General features: G+C 43.8%; 14 protein-coding genes. 10 read left to right on the forward strand and 4 right to left on the reverse strand.

The features are described 5' to 3' along the window. Position 1 precedes the first annotated feature (1 nt). The 3 genes from HUO09_RS02835 to HUO09_RS02845 all read left to right on the forward strand — a co-directional run bounded on the left by HUO09_RS02835 (position 2) and on the right by HUO09_RS02845 (position 3,069). Complete coding sequence (locus tag HUO09_RS02835) at positions 2 to 973, forward strand: ABC transporter ATP-binding protein (protein WP_102942688.1); 972 nt, start codon at positions 2 to 4, stop codon at positions 971 to 973. Next, complete coding sequence (oppF, locus tag HUO09_RS02840) at positions 970 to 1,962, forward strand: murein tripeptide/oligopeptide ABC transporter ATP binding protein OppF (RefSeq protein ID WP_167410521.1); 993 nt, start codon at positions 970 to 972, stop codon at positions 1,960 to 1,962. The genes HUO09_RS02835 and oppF overlap by 4 nt, the downstream gene beginning before the upstream one ends. A 168-nt stretch (positions 1,963 to 2,130) precedes the next feature. Then, positions 2,131 to 3,069, forward strand: a complete 939-nt coding sequence (locus tag HUO09_RS02845; protein WP_188232911.1) for a glutathione S-transferase family protein — start codon at positions 2,131 to 2,133, stop codon at positions 3,067 to 3,069. A gap of 49 nt (positions 3,070 to 3,118) precedes the next feature. Here the strand turns inward: HUO09_RS02845 and HUO09_RS02850 are convergent, their stop codons facing one another. The 3 genes from HUO09_RS02850 to HUO09_RS02860 form a co-directional block, all read right to left on the reverse strand. Beyond that, positions 3,119 to 4,228: an OmpP1/FadL family transporter gene (locus HUO09_RS02850; RefSeq protein WP_188232912.1), complete on the reverse strand. Its 1,110-nt coding sequence runs from the start codon at positions 4,226 to 4,228 to the stop codon at positions 3,119 to 3,121. Positions 4,229 to 4,409: 181 nt separating this feature from the next. Continuing rightward, positions 4,410 to 6,554 carry a phosphate acetyltransferase gene (pta, locus tag HUO09_RS02855; RefSeq protein ID WP_167410517.1) on the reverse strand — a complete coding sequence of 715 codons (2,145 nt, stop codon included), beginning with the start codon at positions 6,552 to 6,554 and terminating at the stop codon, positions 4,410 to 4,412. Positions 6,555 to 6,693: 139 nt separating this feature from the next. After that, entirely contained in the window at positions 6,694 to 7,890 is a 1,197-nt protein-coding gene (locus tag HUO09_RS02860) for an acetate kinase (protein WP_167410516.1), read from the reverse strand. Positions 7,891 to 8,248: 358 nt separating this feature from the next. Between HUO09_RS02860 and yfbV the strand changes: the two genes are divergently transcribed. From yfbV to HUO09_RS02890, 6 genes are all read left to right on the forward strand, one after another. Further along, on the forward strand, positions 8,249 to 8,701 hold the full coding sequence (gene yfbV / locus HUO09_RS02865) for a terminus macrodomain insulation protein YfbV (RefSeq protein ID WP_102942693.1): 453 nt from the start codon (positions 8,249 to 8,251) through the stop codon (positions 8,699 to 8,701). A gap of 303 nt (positions 8,702 to 9,004) precedes the next feature. Beyond that, a complete protein-coding gene (locus HUO09_RS02870; protein ID WP_167410515.1) occupies positions 9,005 to 9,970 on the forward strand; it encodes an ABC transporter substrate-binding protein in 966 nt (321 codons plus the stop codon). Positions 9,971 to 10,034: 64 nt separating this feature from the next. Beyond that, positions 10,035 to 10,979, forward strand: coding sequence for an ABC transporter permease (locus HUO09_RS02875; protein WP_167410514.1), 945 nt, complete (start codon positions 10,035 to 10,037; stop codon positions 10,977 to 10,979). Further along, on the forward strand, positions 10,976 to 11,770 hold the full coding sequence (locus HUO09_RS02880) for an ABC transporter ATP-binding protein (RefSeq protein ID WP_188232913.1): 795 nt from the start codon (positions 10,976 to 10,978) through the stop codon (positions 11,768 to 11,770). The genes HUO09_RS02875 and HUO09_RS02880 overlap by 4 nt, the downstream gene beginning before the upstream one ends. Positions 11,771 to 11,904: 134 nt before the next feature. Beyond that, the gene (gene malZ / locus HUO09_RS02885) at positions 11,905 to 13,740 is read left to right on the forward strand and encodes a maltodextrin glucosidase (protein WP_188232914.1); all 1,836 of its coding nucleotides are present in this window, start codon (positions 11,905 to 11,907) and stop codon (positions 13,738 to 13,740) included. 152 nt (positions 13,741 to 13,892) lie between these two features. After that, positions 13,893 to 15,359 carry a GGDEF domain-containing protein gene (locus HUO09_RS02890; RefSeq protein WP_188232915.1) on the forward strand — a complete coding sequence of 489 codons (1,467 nt, stop codon included), beginning with the start codon at positions 13,893 to 13,895 and terminating at the stop codon, positions 15,357 to 15,359. A gap of 8 nt (positions 15,360 to 15,367) precedes the next feature. Here HUO09_RS02890 and dusC read toward each other — a convergent pair whose 3' ends face one another. After that, positions 15,368 to 16,318, reverse strand: coding sequence for a tRNA dihydrouridine(16) synthase DusC (dusC, locus tag HUO09_RS02895; RefSeq protein ID WP_188232916.1), 951 nt, complete (start codon positions 16,316 to 16,318; stop codon positions 15,368 to 15,370). 241 nt (positions 16,319 to 16,559) lie between these two features. On the opposite strand from dusC, the gene HUO09_RS02900 reads away from it, so the two are divergent. Then, a complete protein-coding gene (locus HUO09_RS02900; RefSeq protein ID WP_188232917.1) occupies positions 16,560 to 17,180 on the forward strand; it encodes a YecA family protein in 621 nt (206 codons plus the stop codon). Positions 17,181 to 17,212: the final 32 nt, after the last annotated feature.

Raw genomic sequence — 17,212 nt, forward strand, 5'->3', positions numbered from 1 at the left:
AATGGCTTTATTAGATGTCAAAGACCTGCGTGTAGAGTTCACTACCCAAGATGGTATTGTTACCGCAGTAAACGATTTGAACTTCTCACTGAACCAAGGTGAGACACTAGGTATCGTTGGTGAATCTGGTTCGGGTAAATCCCAAACAGTATTCTCAATCATGGGCCTGTTGGCTAAGAACGGTATCATTTCTGGTAGCGCAAAGTTTGAAGGAAAGGAAATTCTAAACCTACCTGAAAAAGAGCTTAATAAAGTTCGCGCTGAACAAATTGCAATGATCTTCCAAGACCCGATGACATCGCTTAACCCTTATATGAAGGTTAGCGACCAGTTGATGGAAGTGTTAATGCTGCACAAAGGCATGAGCAAAGCAGAAGCGTTTGAAGAGTCTGTTCGCATGTTGGAAGCGGTTAAAATTCCAGAAGCTCGCAAACGTATCACAATGTACCCGCATGAGTTCTCTGGCGGTATGCGTCAGCGTGTAATGATTGCGATGGCTCTGCTATGTCGTCCAAAACTGTTGATTGCTGATGAACCGACCACGGCATTAGATGTAACGGTTCAGGCTCAGATTATGGATCTTCTTAATGAACTGAAATCTGAATTCAACACGGCAATCATCATGATCACGCACGATTTGGGTGTGGTTGCCGGTTCTTGTGACAAAGTGCTTGTGATGTACGCAGGTCGTACAATGGAATACGGTACGGTTGATGAGATCTTCTATCAACCGAGCCACCCATATGCGGAAGGCTTGTTGAAAGCAATCCCACGCTTGGATACAGAAGGTGATGTGTTACCAACCATTCCGGGTAACCCGCCAAACTTACTTCGTCTACCACCGGGCTGTCCTTATCAAGAGCGCTGCCATCGTGTAATGGACCGCTGTAAACGTGAAGCGCCGATCCTGACTCCATTTGGCAATGATCGTCAACGCGCATGTTTTTCTGACTGGGAGACTTGGACGAAATGAGTGTAGATAAGAAATTACTGTTAGATGTTAAAGAGCTAAAAGTACACTTTGACATTGCGACTAAATCAGCATGGCCTTGGGCTAAACCGTTAAAACTGAAAGCGGTTGATGGTGTTAACGTTCGCCTTTACGAAGGTGAAACCCTAGGCGTTGTAGGTGAATCAGGTTGTGGTAAGTCCACATTTGCTCGTGCAATTATCGGCTTGGTACAAGCGACTGAGGGTGAAGTTGTGTGGTTGGGTCAAGACTTGACTCGCATGCAAGAGGTGAAGCGTCGCGAAACTCGTAAAGAGATTCAGATGATTTTCCAAGACCCTCTAGCATCATTGAACCCACGTATGACGGTTGGGGACATCATCGCTGAGCCACTTCAGACTTTCTACCCAGAGCTTTCTAAGCAAGAAGTGAAAGATCGCGTTAAAGAGATGATGGCGAAAGTAGGGCTATTACCAAACGTAATCAACCGTTATCCGCACGAATTCTCAGGTGGTCAGTGCCAACGTATTGGTATTGCTCGTGCATTGATTCTGAATCCGAAGATGATTATCTGTGATGAACCAGTGTCAGCACTCGACGTATCGATTCAGGCTCAAGTGGTTAACCTGCTACAAGAGTTGCAACGCGAGCTGGGTTTAAGTTTAGTTTTCATTGCTCACGACTTGTCGGTTGTTAAGCATATTTCTGACCGTGTGTTAGTAATGTACTTAGGCAACGCTGTTGAGCTTGGTGAAGCTGAAGCACTGTTTGCCAATCCTAAGCACCCATACACCAAAGCTTTGATGTCTGCTGTACCCATTCCAGATCCAAAACTGGAACGTGCAAAGACGATTCAAATGCTTGAAGGCGATTTACCTTCGCCAATTAACCCGCCATCGGGATGTGTTTTCAGAACTCGTTGCCCTCAAGCGACAGAGATCTGCGCTCAAACTAAGCCACAAATTCAAGGGTCAGATACCCATGCAGTTTCGTGCTTACACGTTGAGATGTAAATTCAGCCTGTGACGGGCATAAGCGCGGCTTCTTTTTGAGTCGCGCTTTTTTTGTGCCCTAGAAACCTTCAAAAAATTCGAATGACTAAGCCAAAACCCTTCGGGTGAGTATTCAGCTCCATCAACTATAATGACCCCCAGAAGTAAGTATTAGTGAAGGGGTGATTAATGGGAAAGTTAGTTGAAGGTGTCTGGCAAGATGTTTGGTACGACACGAAAAGCAATGACGGAAAATTCGTTCGCGAAGACGCAGGATTTCGCGATTGGATTGACAATCGTACTGACGCCAAGTTTTCACCCGAAGCTGGTCGTTATCATTTGTATGTCTCTTTGGCTTGCCCATGGGCGCACCGTACACTGATTTTTCGCGAGCTGAAGCAACTGCAAGACATTATCGATGTCACCATTGTTTGCCCAGATATGCTCCATGATGGTTGGAAGTTCGGCATTCCTGAACCTCTATTTGGACACACTAAACTTCATCAAATCTATACCCAAGCGAAACCAGACTATTCAGGCCGCGTTACTGTGCCAGTGTTATGGGACAAGAAACATCAAACCATCGTAAGTAACGAATCGTCTGAAATTATTCGCATGTTTAACCGTGCGTTTAATGAGTTAACAGATAATCACGTTGATTATTATCCAGACGCGCTACGCAATGTTATCGATGAGTGGAATGACTATATCTATCCAAACATTAACAATGGCGTTTATCGCTGTGGTTTTGCAACTACTCAGGAAGCCTACGAAGAAGCGTATGAGTCTTTGTTTGAAGCATTAGACAAAGTGGATGCACATCTGGCTCATAATCGGTACCTAGCGGGCTCTAGCATCACAGAGGCAGACTGGCGTCTATTTACCACGCTTATTCGCTTTGACTCAGTTTACGTTGGCCATTTTAAGTGCAACAAAAAGAGAATTGCAGACTACCCAAATTTGAACGGTTATTTGAAAGAGCTATACCAAGTTCCGGGAATAAAAGAGACCACTGACTTTTACCATATCAAGCGGCACTATTACTTCAGTCATACCAATATTAATCCGACCCAAATCGTTCCGGTGGGGCCAGAATTGGATTTAGAGTCTCCTCATTGTAGAGGATAAAGAAAAAGCGCATCAAGGTGATGCGCTTTATAAAATCTATAGAAGTGGTTTAATGACCAGACCAAGTATAAGTTGTCGTTAAGAAGTATAAGGTTGGGTCATTGAAACTGCCTTGACCATATGCACCGAATTCAGCGGCGTTAACTTTTGAATCATCAATCAGTGCTACCTCAAATGCTAAACCGATTGTGCTTCCATTACTGAGTGTGTATTCAGCTCCAGTACCAATTCGCCACGCATCACCCGTTGGGACTGTAAAGTCACCCGCAGATTGGTTCTTATACATGCCAGAGTCAAAGGCAACACCTGCGTTCCAAACCAATCTTTGGTTAATTTGGTAACGAGAGCCAACAGATAAATGATAGGTATCTTCGGTTGGTGTGCCAGTAAGAGTATCGTATTCACTCCAGTCTTCCCATCCAAGATTCCCCATAATAGCTAGCTTATCGTTAAGCTGGTGGAAAGCACTGAAGACTAACGTTTGTGGTATCAGTGCTTTTTGAGTACCCATTGCGCCACCATCAAAACTGAGTTCAGTTTCAGAAGAGTAGCCAAGTCCCAGACGAGTATCGGCGTTTAGAGAATATAGTAAGCCCAATTTAGCGTTATAAGCGATGTCTGTATCATCTTCTTTTATGTCAGTACCCAAATTTGCATCAATGTCAAACATGCCATACTGAATGCCAACTCCTGCGCCTACAGACCATTGGTCATTAATTTTGTAAGAAGCGGTTGGCTGAATGGTGAGAGCCTGTGTTACAGCGGTTTTAATTGGAAAGTTGTCATATTCTAGCCCCAGACCATAAGTACCATATACACCTAAGCCTAATGTCACCTTGTCATTCATTTGCTGACTGTAGAATGCAGAGCCGAGTGGCACGAAACCGACGATGTTGCCAGCGCTATTGCCGTTATCCATTTGGTATTCTGTATCGCCATACAATGCCATTAAACCGCCTGTAAACGATTGCCCTTCGACATTTGATAAACCAGCAGGGTTAGCAGCCATAACCGATGCGTCTTGCGCGCGAGCGGCTTTACCTGCAGAAGTTAAACCAACATCATTGGTACCAAGTTCGCTTAACAAAACACCAGCGGAGTATGCGGAAGTGCTCGCTAGAATTGTGCTAGCGATGAGGGGTTTTTTCAGTAGATTCATGTTATTAGACTTATAAAGTGGAAAATTAGTAGCCGTAGTATTCTATTGAGCGTGGCTTGGTAGATATGTAGGAATTTACGACAAACACTTGTTGGAAGGGATTAAACTTTGTTAAGAATAAAAAAAGCCGCAACCTAAGTTGCGGCTTTTACAAATAATATCCAGGAGACCTAAGTGAAGACTATTTTGCTTCTTGGTCTGCTTGGATAGCGGTAAGAGCAATCGTGTACACGATATCGTCAACTAACGCACCACGCGAAAGGTCGTTAACTGGCTTACGCATACCCTGTAGCATAGGACCGATTGATACAAGATCTGCAGAACGTTGTACGGCTTTGTAAGTCGTATTACCAGTGTTTAGGTCTGGGAATACGAATACTGTCGCTTTACCTGCAACTGGAGAGTTAGGAGCTTTAGACGCTGCTACGTTTTCCATGATTGCTGCATCGTATTGTAGAGGACCGTCGATCATAAGATCTGGGCGTTTCTCTTGAGCAATACGAGTTGCTTCACGTACTTTATCAACGTCTGCACCTTTACCAGATTCACCAGTAGAGTAGGAGATCATTGCTACGCGTGGGTCGATACCGAATGCTGCAGCAGAGTCAGCAGATTGGATAGCGATTTCAGCAAGTTGTTCTGCTGTTGGATCTGGGTTGATTGCACAGTCACCGTATACCAATACTTGATCAGGCAGAAGCATGAAGAAGATTGAAGAAACGATAGACGCATTTGGTGCAGTCTTGATGATTTGGAACGGAGGTACGATAGTGTTCGCAGTTGTGTGAACGGCGCCAGACACTAGGCCGTCAACTTCGTCCGCTTCAAGCATCATTGTGCCTAGGAAAACCGAATCTTCTAGCTTTTCACGAGCTACAACTTCAGTCATGCCTTTCGCGCCACGTAGTTCAACTAAACGAGCAACGTAGTTTTCACGAACTGAATCCGCATCGATGATTTCAACGCCAGCACCTAGCTCAACACCTTGTTGTGCAGCAACGCGACGAATTTCGTCTGGGTTACCTAAAAGTACACACGTTGCGATACCGCGCTCAGCACAGATAGCTGCCGCTTTTACTGTACGTGGCTCATCACCTTCAGGAAGAACGATACGTTTACCTGCGCGACGAGCAAATTCAGTTAGCTGGTAACGGAATGCTGGTGGGCTTAGACGACGGATGCCTTGAGTGCCTTCAGATAGAGAATCAATCCAAGGGCCATCAATGTGGCTTGCTACGTGTTCGCTGATGAACTCGATACGCTCTTTATCGTCAGCAGGTACTTCTAGGCTGAAGCTTTGAAGATTCAGTGAAGTCTGCCAAGTGTTACCTTGCGCTTTGAAAATTGGTAAGCCAGAGTCAAATGCTGGTTTACATAGGTCTACGATTTCCGATGGAATATCGTAACCGCCAGTAAGCAGTACCGCACCGATCTCAACACCGTTCATTGCCGCAAGAGAAGCCGCAACGATAACGTCTGGACGGTCTGCAGAAGTTACTAGTAAAGAACCCGGTTTGAAGTGTTCAATCATGTGAGGGATTGAACGTGCACAGAACGTAATGCTCTTAATACGGCGAGTATTGATTTCACCAGCACTAATGATTTCTGCATTTAGGTGCTTAGCCATATCCACTGCGCGAGTCGCGATCAATTCGATGTTCCATGGCACACAACCTAGAACACGGATAGGACTAGTATTGAAGATTTGCATTACTTCAAGATTTGTTTGAATCGCACTATCTGCGTCATCGAACATTTCTGAAAGGTCTGGACGAGTACGACCAGCTTCATCAACAGGAGCGTTAAGCTTGTTGATAATCACACCTTTAATGTTCTTGTTCTTAGTACCACCAAAGTTTGAACAAGCGATTTCAATGCGCTCTTTCAGCTGAGTTGGATTGTTAGTACCAGGCGTTGCAACGAAAACAATCTCTGCACCAAGAGTTGCTGCAATTTCAGCATTCACTTGGTTCGCAAATGGGTGTTTGCGAGTTGGAACAAGACCTTCAATCAGAGTAACTTCTGAATCGCTGTTGATTTGGTTATAACGCTCAACGATAGTCTCAAGCAGCTCGTCCATTTTCTCTGAGCCGATTAGAGTCTCAGCTGTAGACATTGGTAGCGGTTCAGCAATTTTTATATCGCTGTTACGACCGATGATGGTTGAAGTTAGATCTGGCTGATCTTCACCACTGCGTGGCTGAGCAATAGGCTTGTAGAAAGAAACGTTTACGCCTTTACGCTCCATAGCGCGTAAAATACCCATGCTCGCACTGGTTAAACCCACGCCAGCACTGATAGGGATAAGCATAATAGTACGGGACATCTGTAAAGTACCTCAAACTATTGGATGCAATCTAAGAGATAGATTGGATTGAAATAAAGCCTAGCTAAAAATTCAAGAGTGAATATTAACGAAGCCCCTATAGAAATCTGGCTAACCTTTAGGTTAGCCAGTTAGAAACTTAAAGACCTGTTAGAGTCGCGGTGTCTTCAGCAATGACCAACTCTTCGTTGGTTGCGATAACCATTGCTGGTACGCGGCTTTGAGCTGTAGTGATAACGCCTTCGCCACCGAAACGTGCTTTCAGGTTTGCTTCACTGTCTACTTCGATACCGAAGATAGCTAGACGGTTAAGAACCATTTCACGGATTGGTGCTGAGTTCTCACCGATACCGCCGGTGAATACGATAGCGTCTAGACGACCTTCCATGCTTGCAGTGTAACCAGCAACGTACTTCGCTAGACGGTGACAGAATACATCCATCGCACGAGTCGCTTCTTCTTTAGTACCGTAGTTGTCTTCAACAAAGCGGCAATCAGATGTCACACCAGTTAGGCCAAGTAAGCCAGATTCTTTTGTGAACATGGTATTGATTTCTGCCACGCTCATGTCAAGTTTATCGTGTAGGAAGAACACTACTGCAGGATCTAAGTCACCACAACGAGTGCCCATTACCAGACCTTCAAGTGGAGTCAGACCCATAGAAGTGTCTACTGACTGACCGTTCTTGATTGCACAAACTGAAGCACCGTTGCCTAGGTGGCAGTTGATGATGTTCAGTTCGCTTGCAGGCTTACCCAGACGCTCAGCTGCTTCACGAGCAATGAAACGATGAGATGTGCCGTGTGCGCCGTAGCGACGGATACCGTGATCAGTGTAAAGGTTATATGGCAGTGCATACAGGTACGCTTCTGCTGGCATGGTTTGATGGAACGCAGTGTCGAATACAACAACGTTTTGAAGCTCTGGGAACGCTTTTTGCGCTGCACGAATACCGATCACGTGAGCTGGGTTGTGCAGAGGTGCAAAGATAGCTGCTTCTTCAATTCCCTTGATAGTTGCTTCATCAACCAACATAGAATGTGTAAATTGCTCACCGCCGTGTACAACACGGTGACCGATGGCTTTCAGTTGCTCTGCCAGTTCTGGCTTAGAAGCAAGAATAGTTTCAACGATGAAAGTCAGAGCTTCATCGTGTGCAGCGCCTTCACCCAATTGTGCCTCGTGCTTACCATCAAGTTTCCACTTGATTCGTGCTTCTGGAAGGTGTAGACATTCAGCAAGGCCTGAAAGGAATTCGTCGCCATTTTGTGCATCGACAATAGCGAACTTCAGTGAAGAACTACCGCAGTTTAAAACTAAAACTAGCTTAGACATGTGTGACTACCTGTAATAATCGGTTAGGACAAAATCAATGACAAGAATAGTAGATGCATAAGCAATTGGTACTAATCTTAATCAATAAAGCTTTAACTTCCTTATCAAGAGACGAGACTTCGTCATTGAAATCGTCTGCTGCTTTCCTTGCAGATTAGTCTTAAAGTTGCCTAAATTGTAAATAAGGGCAACAATGAGATTGAGAGTCCGCAAAGGATAGCGATAATGGGGTAATATAACAAAAAAAATTTGAAACAATATTAGCTTTTATCAAATTTTTACGTTATTCGTTGAACTATTCAACTATTTTTTAGCGAATTCGCCCGCAAGAGGCGATAACTGAGAGTGAGGAAGTGGTATGAGTAATCGTGTCGGAATCATCCACAGCTTGAAAGACGGTCAAAAGTACATGCAAGTTTGGCCCATGAGGAAGGAGCTGAATTTGCTTTTTCCAGAATCGCGAATCATTAAAGCGACGCGTTTTGGTATCAAAGTGATGCCTGCTGTTGCTGCTATTAGCGTGTTAACTCAAATGAGTTTTCAAAATGTTCAAGCTATGCCACAAGCGGTTGTCGTTGCTTTATTTGCTATCAGCTTACCGTTGCAAGGTATGTGGTGGTTAGGTAACAGAGCGAATACACAGTTACCTCCAGCGCTTGCAGGTTGGTATCGCGAAATTCATGCAAAAATTGTTGAAACAGGTTCTGCTCTCGAACCGATAAAATCCAAGCCTAGATACAAAGAGCTGGCTATGGTACTGAATCGTGCATTCCGTCAGCTTGACAAAACCGCTTTAGAACGCTGGTTTTAACTAAACGAATTTTTAAGGCTCTAATCCATCGATTGGGGCCTTTTCGTTTTCCGATATGAAGCTATCTTCACTGCTATTGTAATGGCTTTCTGTTGAGTAAAAAATAGTCGTTATTTGCCTTCTTTTGACCACTTCACTCAAGATCCTGTTTCTTCCTCTCTTTTTGTTATTTCGCTGTTAAATGTTTCTTCCCTTTCCTCATAGTTACTGGTAATAATGTCCATAAGTGCATGCTAATTGCACAATAACTAAAAAACATTACACAACATCATATTACTATATGCTTTAAATCAAGGAGTTAAGATGAAAGCAAGCAAGGTCATTGCTACCGCCGTTCTAGCCGGAGCTGCATTACTTTCTTCCCACAGCATTATGGCTAAAACCGCTAAAGTTGCGGTTTCACAGATCGTAGAACACCCAGCACTCGATGCAACACGTCAAGGTCTACTTGATGGCCTGAAAGCTAAAGGCTATGAAGAAGGCAAAAACCTAGAGTTTGACTTCAAAACAGCACAAGGTAACCCAGCTATTGCTGTGCAAATTGCACGTCAATTTGTGGGTGAAAACCCAGATGTATTGGTCGGTATTGCAACACCTACGGCACAAGCTCTAGTGTCTGCGACTAAAAATATTCCAGTTGTATTTACTGCGGTAACTGACCCAGTAGGTGCAAAGCTGGTAGCGTCAATGGAACAACCCGGTAAAAACGTTACAGGTCTTTCAGACCTTTCTCCTGTTGAACAACACGTAGAGTTGATTAAAGAAATCATGCCAAACGTGAAATCAATTGGTGTGGTTTACAACCCGGGTGAAGCAAACGCTGTAAGCTTGATGGAGTTACTAAAAGCAGCTACGAAGAAAAACGGTATTACTCTGGTTGAAGCAACTGCTCTGAAAAGTGCAGATGTACAGTCTGCGACACAAGCAATCTCTGCAAAATCAGACGTTATTTACGCTCTGATTGACAACACTGTTGCGAGTGCAATTGAAGGTATGATCGTTGCTGCAAATCAAGCTAAGACACCTGTTTTTGGCGCGGCTACTTCTTATGTAGAGCGTGGTGCAGTTGCTAGCCTTGGCTTCGACTACTACCAAATCGGCGTTCAAACAGCGGATTACGTAGCCGCTATTTTGGAAGGTGCAGCTCCTGGTTCTTTGGATGTTAAAGTTGCTAAAGGTTCTGATTTAGTGATTAACAAGACTGCGGCTGAAAAGCTAGGTCTAGTAATTCCTAAGTCCGTAATGGATCGCGCAACAAGCGTTAAATAGAACCATTGTTAAAAGAGTTGGCGTAGTAGTACGCCAACTTGATTAAGCAGAGAAGGGAGTTTGTATGTCTGCTTTTGCCTTTTTTGGCGCCTTAGAGGTTGGCCTTATCTACGGTCTGGTAGCACTGGGTGTTTACCTGACTTTCCGAGTTCTTGATTTTCCAGATTTGAGTGTTGATGGTAGTTTCCCTATGGGTGCTGCTGTTGCTGCAACCGCGATTGTTTCTGGTATCGACCCATGGATTGCTACAGGGTTAGCTATCATTGCTGGTGCGGCAACGGGGTGGGTAACGGCGTTTTTAACGGTTCGTTGCGGAATTCTTCATCTATTAGCATCAATCCTTACTATGATTGCTGCGTTCTCAATTAACATCCGAATTATGGGACGTCCTAACTTAGCTCTGCTAGGTGAAGATACGATCCTGACACCATTTGAATCGATGGGCGATCCAATGCTCATTCGTCCTTTGATTGTAGCGGTACTAGTACTTATTTCTGCTCTGTTCGTTGTTCGTCTACTGAACAGTGATTTCGGTTTGGGGCTTCGCGCCACTGGCGTAAATGCTCGAATGGTTGCAGCGCAAGGCGCGAGCACGGCATTTTATACTTACTTTTGCTTAGCGCTTTCAAATGGCTTTGTAGGCTTCGCTGGTGCTTTGTTTGCACAAACCAACAGCTTTGCCGACGTAACTTCCGGCGTGGGTACTATCGTAGTAGGTTTGGCCGCTGTAATTCTAGGTCAAACACTGATTCCTGGTCGTAAAATTTGGGTGGCTGTCACTGCAGTTATTGTGGGTTCAGTTCTTTATCGTTTAGCGGTGGCATTTGCATTGAGTTCGGGAATGTTTGGTTTACAGGCATCGGATTTAAACCTTGTGACTGCTGTACTGGTTGCTCTGGCGTTAATCATGCCGAGAATGAAAAGGAATCGAAAACCAAAAAAGGGTAGTGAGCCTGCTAAGAAGTCAGTGGTATCTAAGCAGGTTAAGTCGTCAGGAGAAGTATTATGATCCATTTAGAAGATATTCAAGTTACGTTTAATCCTGGCACTATCCTTGAGAACCGTGCGTTAAGAGGTGTAGATCTGAAAGTGCCAGAACACCAATTTCTTACGGTTATCGGCTCAAATGGTGCGGGTAAATCAACACTACTAGGTGCGGTAACCGGTGAAACGCCTATGGTTGGTGGTAAGGTCAATATCGATGATATTGATGTGACTCGCCGTAGCGTGGACCAACGTGCTAGTTTGTGTGCTCGTGTGTTTCAAGACCCGTTAGCGGGCACTTGCGGTGCGTTAACCATTGAAGAGAATATGGCGCTTGCCTATATGCGTGGCAAACGCCGTGGTTGGAAGCACTCGCTTTCTACCAATCGCCGCAAACTGTTTCAGGAGCGAATCAGTATCCTTGGTTTAGGTTTGGAAGACCGTCTTGGAGACAACATAGGATTATTGTCTGGTGGTCAACGTCAGGCTGTAAGTCTGGTGATGGCAACACTTTCAGACAGTAAGTTATTACTACTTGATGAACATACTGCGGCTCTAGATCCTCGCATGGCTGCTTTCATTATTGATTTGACTAAAAAAATCGTTAAAGAGTTTAACCTCACGGTAATGATGGTGACTCACTCAATGAAAGATGCGTTAGCGTGTGGTGATAGAACAGTAATGTTGCACCAAGGCGAAATCGTGTTGGATGTGTCCGGTGAGCAGCGCGCAAGTATGCAAGTGCCTGACCTTCTAGAAATGTTCTCTAAAGTTCGCGGTGAAGAACTGTCTGACGATAGCTTGCTACTGAACTAACTTTTCGTTCTCATCCTACTAAACGTGATCCTCTTTGCACTATGCGTAAATCGCAAACTGTGTAAGGAGGATTTTTCTTTTTAAACAACGAGGTAAGTTAACAGGCAACAGGAATCATATATCAGGGGAACAGCATGTCCTTACCTTTCGCTTTTCATGCCCAAACATCTGACGGTTTGTCTTACCAAGAGGGTCAGTTGACACTTGTCCTAAACACAGAGTCTGATTTGTATCAGAAGGTGTATGTGAGACATGAACCGGATAATGAAGAATCACTGGTGGAAATGAAGCGTTGTGGAAAGTTAGGACGCTTAAACCAATGGAGCGCAACTATCCCTGTCAATCCGGATAAATCACTTACCCATTATGTGTTTAAGATGTTAAGTGCCAATGCGCAACATTGGCTTGATGCCAGAGGTGTGCATAACCGGATTCCACCTCGTGAGTATCATTTTAAATATGACGTTTTACACCAGCCTCCGGAGTGGGTAAAAGAGCAGATTTTCTATCAAATATTTCCTGACCGCTTCTGCAACGGTAATCCTGACATCAGCGTTAAGACCAATGAATATTCTGTTCGTGGCGGCAAACGCAATGTGATCGCAAAACAGTGGGGTGAACCGGTCAGCTCCCATGACTCACATGGTTCTTTGGAATTCTACGGAGGCGATTTGGCGGGTGTCAAAAGTAAGTTAGAGTATCTAGAGCAACTCGGTATCACGACTGTCTATCTGAACCCTATATTTACCTCACTGAGTAATCATAAATATGACACGACGGATTACTTCAATGTTGACCCTCATCTAGGCACCAATGAAGAGTTTGCTCAGTTGTGTGCTGAGATTCATCAACGTGGAATGAAGGTTGTACTTGATGCGGTGTTCAATCATACCTCCGCTGAACATCCTTGGTTTGACCGTTTCAACCATTATGGTAATGGCGCGTATTGCTCTGAGAAATCACCTTATCGAGACTATTACTTGTTTGATCAAGATAACTACTACGCTTGCTGGAAAGGTGTTGAGAACTTACCCGTGTTGAACTTTTTAAACGAAGAGGTGCGTGATTATATTTATCAGGGCAAGGATTCGGTGATTAAACATTGGCTGCGTCCGCCTTACTCAATTGATGGATGGCGTTTTGATGTGATTCATATGCTGGGTGAGGGCTCAGGAGCCATCAACAACGCCTACTACGTAAAACAGTTCCGTGATTCGGTGAAACATGAGAATCAACAAGCTTATGTTTTAGGGGAACACTTCTTTGAAGCGACTCAATGGCTTCAGGGAGATCAAGAAGATGGGGCGATGAATTACTATGGTTTTGCGCACCCTGTTCGAGCATGGTTGACGAAGCAAGATATCGCTTATGACCCTATTTCCATTAGCGCAGAGGAATTTGTGGAGTGGATTGTTGAAGCTCAGGCGAAAGTGCCTTGGCTGAATCAATTGGCGCAGCTTAATCAACTGGATAGCCACGACACTATGCGTTGGGCAAGCTTGGTTAATGGTGACGAGGCACTGATTGAAATCGGCTTAGTGTTGCTGATGACTATGGTGGGTACACCCTGTATTTACTATGGAACTGAGGTGAATATGCAAGGTGGGTTAGACCCTGATAACCGTCGCTGTTTTCCTTGGGAAGAGGTTGAGAATTCTGAACAGATAGAGCGATTCAAAAAGCTTGTAGAGTTGAGAAGAAAACATCCAGCATTACAACAGGGCGCTTTGCAGATTTTGTATGCTCAGGATAATTGTATTGCTTATGCACGTACCTATGGTGAAGACGTGGTCATCGTTGTGGTAAACACTCATTCCGATACGACTAAGCAGGTTTGCCTACCAATATGGAAACTTGGTTTAGAACAAGGCGTGGCAGAGTATTGGGATACAAGCTCAAATAAAGTTTTTGAAAACGGTGAACTCGTTGTCCATATAGAAAGTAGAAACGCACAGATAGTTGTTTTATAAATTTTCTGTCCATTTAATTGTAATTTTCATGTACTTAATTGCATTATAGAGACGATGTGAGCAACTGTTCAGTAGTTATTTGTACTACGATATTGTGTAGAAAACTGCGGTTGGTTAAGTTCTTTTTATCTCTAATGTGAAGCACATATTTAATGAAAAAAAATCGTTTTAGTTTAAAAGCTGTCTTATTTGGTCCATTACTGTTCTCTATGTTGTTAGTAGTAACGATCATTTACAGCTATGTTCGCTTCATGGATAGTCTTATTGATGATGAGTACTCGCGTATAGAATCGACGCTTGTGCGAACAACCAAAGTTATCAGAGCGTTAGAATACAGCCTAACTCATTACGTAAACTCAGATTCATTACTACCTATTGAGCATAAAAGCTTTGTTGAAGGAGACTTGTGTAAGATTACGCCTGCAGAAGACGTATCACTGTTTCGAAGCGAAGATACGAGAGCTGTTAAGCCGCAAGAAATGAGCTATATGATGGTCGGTCGATTTGACTTGTGTGACGAAAACCGTCTCATAAGCAGACAGGTCATGAAAAGTATGTCGTTAGCTCCACTGATTTCTGTGCTTCACGGTTTAGATGACTATATATTAGGCGTCCACTTTGTTAGCAAAGATGACTATGTTATTTCTTCACCAGACAGTTTAGCTAAGAGTTTAACTTCAGACATTTTAGCAACGTTGAAGTCCAGACCGTTCTGGACCAATACTATCGATAACGAAGATATTATTACTGTCTCGGGACCTACAACTTTCGACAGTTTGTTTTTTGGTAAGGAAATTCTGGCGTTATCGATTCCAGTCGTTTATCAAGAAGCTTTTCAAGGCGTTGCTCTTGTTCAGCTTGATATTGGCAAGCTAATTGGCGAAACAAAATTACTCGCTGGTAAAGTTAGAATGGTGAATACGGAGGCTGAACCGCTACCTACAAATGCCTATAGAGTAAAGCCTGTAGAGTTGGCTGATCTGAAGCTTAATCATGCTCTCTATTATGAGCTTAATTGGCCAGTTGAATTTCATTATTTCCTGAGCAATCAAACGAGCAGCATAGGTTTGGTGCTTATTATCTATTTTGCTGGCGTTGTAGGCTTCTTCTACATGAATACCCGTCAGGAAAACTCCTATTTTAAACGCTTGGCAAATCGTGACCCGATGACAGGGCTTCTAAACAGAAGAGGTTTAGAAGCGTTCCTCCATGCAACGAATCACAATAAATATTTTTCTATTTCCGTGTTGGATATTGATAATTTTAAATCGATTAATGACACTTACGGTCATGATGTTGGTGATGACGCCATTCGTTACATTGGGGAACAAATAGAAAAAAGCATTCGTGATTCAGATGCGGTGGCACGATTTGGTGGAGAAGAATTTGTAGTATATGTAACTGCGTCTGAGAGTAATCAGATAGAGCAGATCATGCATAGGGTTACGCATGCAATTAACGTGGACTCCAAAACCATTACACCTAGTGGTTTTACGGTCTCGGGCGGTGTTGTGATTAGCGAAAGTGCTCAAGGCTGCGATTTCGACAAACTGTTCAAAATCGCAGACGAGAAGCTTTATCAAGCAAAAACAACGGGTAAAAACAAATTGGTGTTTTAGGCAAAGTGTTACGCGTAAAGAGAATCTCTATAACGTTTTAAATGATCAACCATGGCATCAACATCATTTTTAACGCGAATCTCTCGGAATAATTCTGCTGCGTCAGGGTAAGCCTGACGCAGATATGAAAACCACTGCTTCACTCTATTTGGGTAGTATTTAGCTTTATCGCCATTCACTTCAAATTCAGAGTATTTAATTAGCAGTTCCACCACCTCATTCCAAGACATAGCTTTTTGGTTGTGCTTCACCATATTGCCTAGGTTAGGTATGTTCAGAGCGCCACGGCATACCATAAGAGAATCGACACCAGTAGTTTTTATGCAATCCTGACCGTCTTGATAGCTCCATACTTCACCATTGGCAATCAATGGAACGGATGTTTTTTGGCGAATGTTATCAATGTATTCCCACTTGATTTCACTTGCCTTATAGCCGCCCATTTTGGTTCGAGCATGAATCGTTAACTCATCGGCGTTAGCTTGTGACACAGCGTCAACGATCTCGTAGCAGTCTTCAGGGTCTTCCCAGCCAAGGCGAATTTTAGCGGAAACTGGGATGTGCGCTGGAACCGCCTCTCTACATGCTTTAACCACTTGATAGATAAGTTCTGGCTGTTGTAACAGAGCAGCACCGCCTTTGCTTTTATTGACGGTTTTCGCAGGGCATCCAAAGTTCAGATCAATACCGTACGCACCTAGGCTTGCTGCTCGAACGGCGTTTTCTGCCATCCAAACCGGTTCTTGTCCTAGTAACTGAACTTTGACAGGTACACCAGATTTAGTCGCAGAACCTTGCTTTAGTTCCGGACAGAGACGATAGAACATATGATCTGGAAGCGTTTGGTCGATGACACGCACAAACTCAGTGACGCAGAAATCATAGTCATTGATTTCTGTCAGCATTTCACGCATCAGGCTATCTAATACGCCCTCCATAGGGCCTAAAACAACTCGCATACTAAGATCTTATTACTACCGTCTAAAATGGAGGCGAGATTGTAGAGGTATGATGGTGAAATGTCACGAAATCCGCACTAGACCTTTGTGAACTGAGTTGGCAGGCATGCCTTACGTAATCAAATATGAGCTTTAGGAAACAATCAGGAGAAACTTCGGGTGATACGCACAAGAACTTATCGGAAAGTTCAGGTTATAATGCGCCAATAATCGTAATTATCAAAAATCTAGAAGAGTTTAAATGAGTTATCAATTTGTGAATTTAAGTTCAGTGGAACGCAGTGAATCACCTGCTTTTATCGAAGGTGTTGTTCTGGCTGCAAACTTAGCGACCAAGCCTTTAGATCCTGAAACATGGTTAAGTTCAGTATTTGGCGACCAGGCTGAAACTTTAAAGACTCTGATTACCGATCAAATCAACGCTCAATATCACGAGCTTAAGCTCAACGAATATGGGTTGCTCTATATGCTTGAGCAGCAAGACTCGGGTTTTGACGAGGCGTTGGCGGACTTTGCTGAAGGCTTTATGACACTATGGCCAACAATTGAGCCTTTGTGGCAAGAAGTCGCAACGTCAGATGGTTCTATTCGAATGCTACAAGCACTACTGACAACACTGATGCTTGCTATTGACGAAGAACAGACTCACGAGCAGATGCAGCAAGCGGGTTTCACTGAGCTGCCAAAACTTGAAAATATGGTGAAACAATTGGATCTGATGATTCACGAAGTCGCTCTGGCCGCTGATGAAGCCATGATTGGCGCAAAAACTCAGAACGTAAACCCATATAAAGATATTGGGCGCAATGAAATTTGCCCATGTGGAAGCGGTAAGAAGTTTAAACATTGTTGCGGAAGCTAAGCCTCTTTTTCCGTTGTACAGCAGCACTAACT

Origin of the sequence: Vibrio sp. Y2-5 (genome assembly GCF_014596725.1) — a bacterium.
Taxonomy (GTDB): Bacteria; Pseudomonadota; Gammaproteobacteria; order Enterobacterales; family Vibrionaceae; genus Vibrio.

What these genes read in the sequence shown, in the direction of transcription:
- HUO09_RS02875 (WP_167410514.1), top strand. Translation starts at nt 10,035, where the DNA reads ATGTCTGCTTTTGCCTTTTTTGGCGCCTTAGAGGTTGGCCTTATCTAC.
- HUO09_RS02860 (WP_167410516.1), bottom strand. Translation starts at nt 7,890, where the DNA reads ATGTCTAAGCTAGTTTTAGTTTTAAACTGCGGTAGTTCTTCACTGAAG.
- HUO09_RS02850 (WP_188232912.1), bottom strand. Translation starts at nt 4,228, where the DNA reads ATGAATCTACTGAAAAAACCCCTCATCGCTAGCACAATTCTAGCGAGC.
- HUO09_RS02880 (WP_188232913.1), top strand. Translation starts at nt 10,976, where the DNA reads ATGATCCATTTAGAAGATATTCAAGTTACGTTTAATCCTGGCACTATC.
- HUO09_RS02900 (WP_188232917.1), top strand. Translation starts at nt 16,560, where the DNA reads ATGAGTTATCAATTTGTGAATTTAAGTTCAGTGGAACGCAGTGAATCA.
- yfbV (WP_102942693.1), top strand. Translation starts at nt 8,249, where the DNA reads ATGAGTAATCGTGTCGGAATCATCCACAGCTTGAAAGACGGTCAAAAG.
- malZ (WP_188232914.1), top strand. Translation starts at nt 11,905, where the DNA reads ATGTCCTTACCTTTCGCTTTTCATGCCCAAACATCTGACGGTTTGTCT.
- HUO09_RS02870 (WP_167410515.1), top strand. Translation starts at nt 9,005, where the DNA reads ATGAAAGCAAGCAAGGTCATTGCTACCGCCGTTCTAGCCGGAGCTGCA.
- dusC (WP_188232916.1), bottom strand. Translation starts at nt 16,318, where the DNA reads ATGCGAGTTGTTTTAGGCCCTATGGAGGGCGTATTAGATAGCCTGATG.
- HUO09_RS02845 (WP_188232911.1), top strand. Translation starts at nt 2,131, where the DNA reads ATGGGAAAGTTAGTTGAAGGTGTCTGGCAAGATGTTTGGTACGACACG.
- pta (WP_167410517.1), bottom strand. Translation starts at nt 6,554, where the DNA reads ATGTCCCGTACTATTATGCTTATCCCTATCAGTGCTGGCGTGGGTTTA.
- oppF (WP_167410521.1), top strand. Translation starts at nt 970, where the DNA reads ATGAGTGTAGATAAGAAATTACTGTTAGATGTTAAAGAGCTAAAAGTA.
- HUO09_RS02890 (WP_188232915.1), top strand. Translation starts at nt 13,893, where the DNA reads ATGAAAAAAAATCGTTTTAGTTTAAAAGCTGTCTTATTTGGTCCATTA.
- HUO09_RS02835 (WP_102942688.1), top strand. Translation starts at nt 2, where the DNA reads ATGGCTTTATTAGATGTCAAAGACCTGCGTGTAGAGTTCACTACCCAA.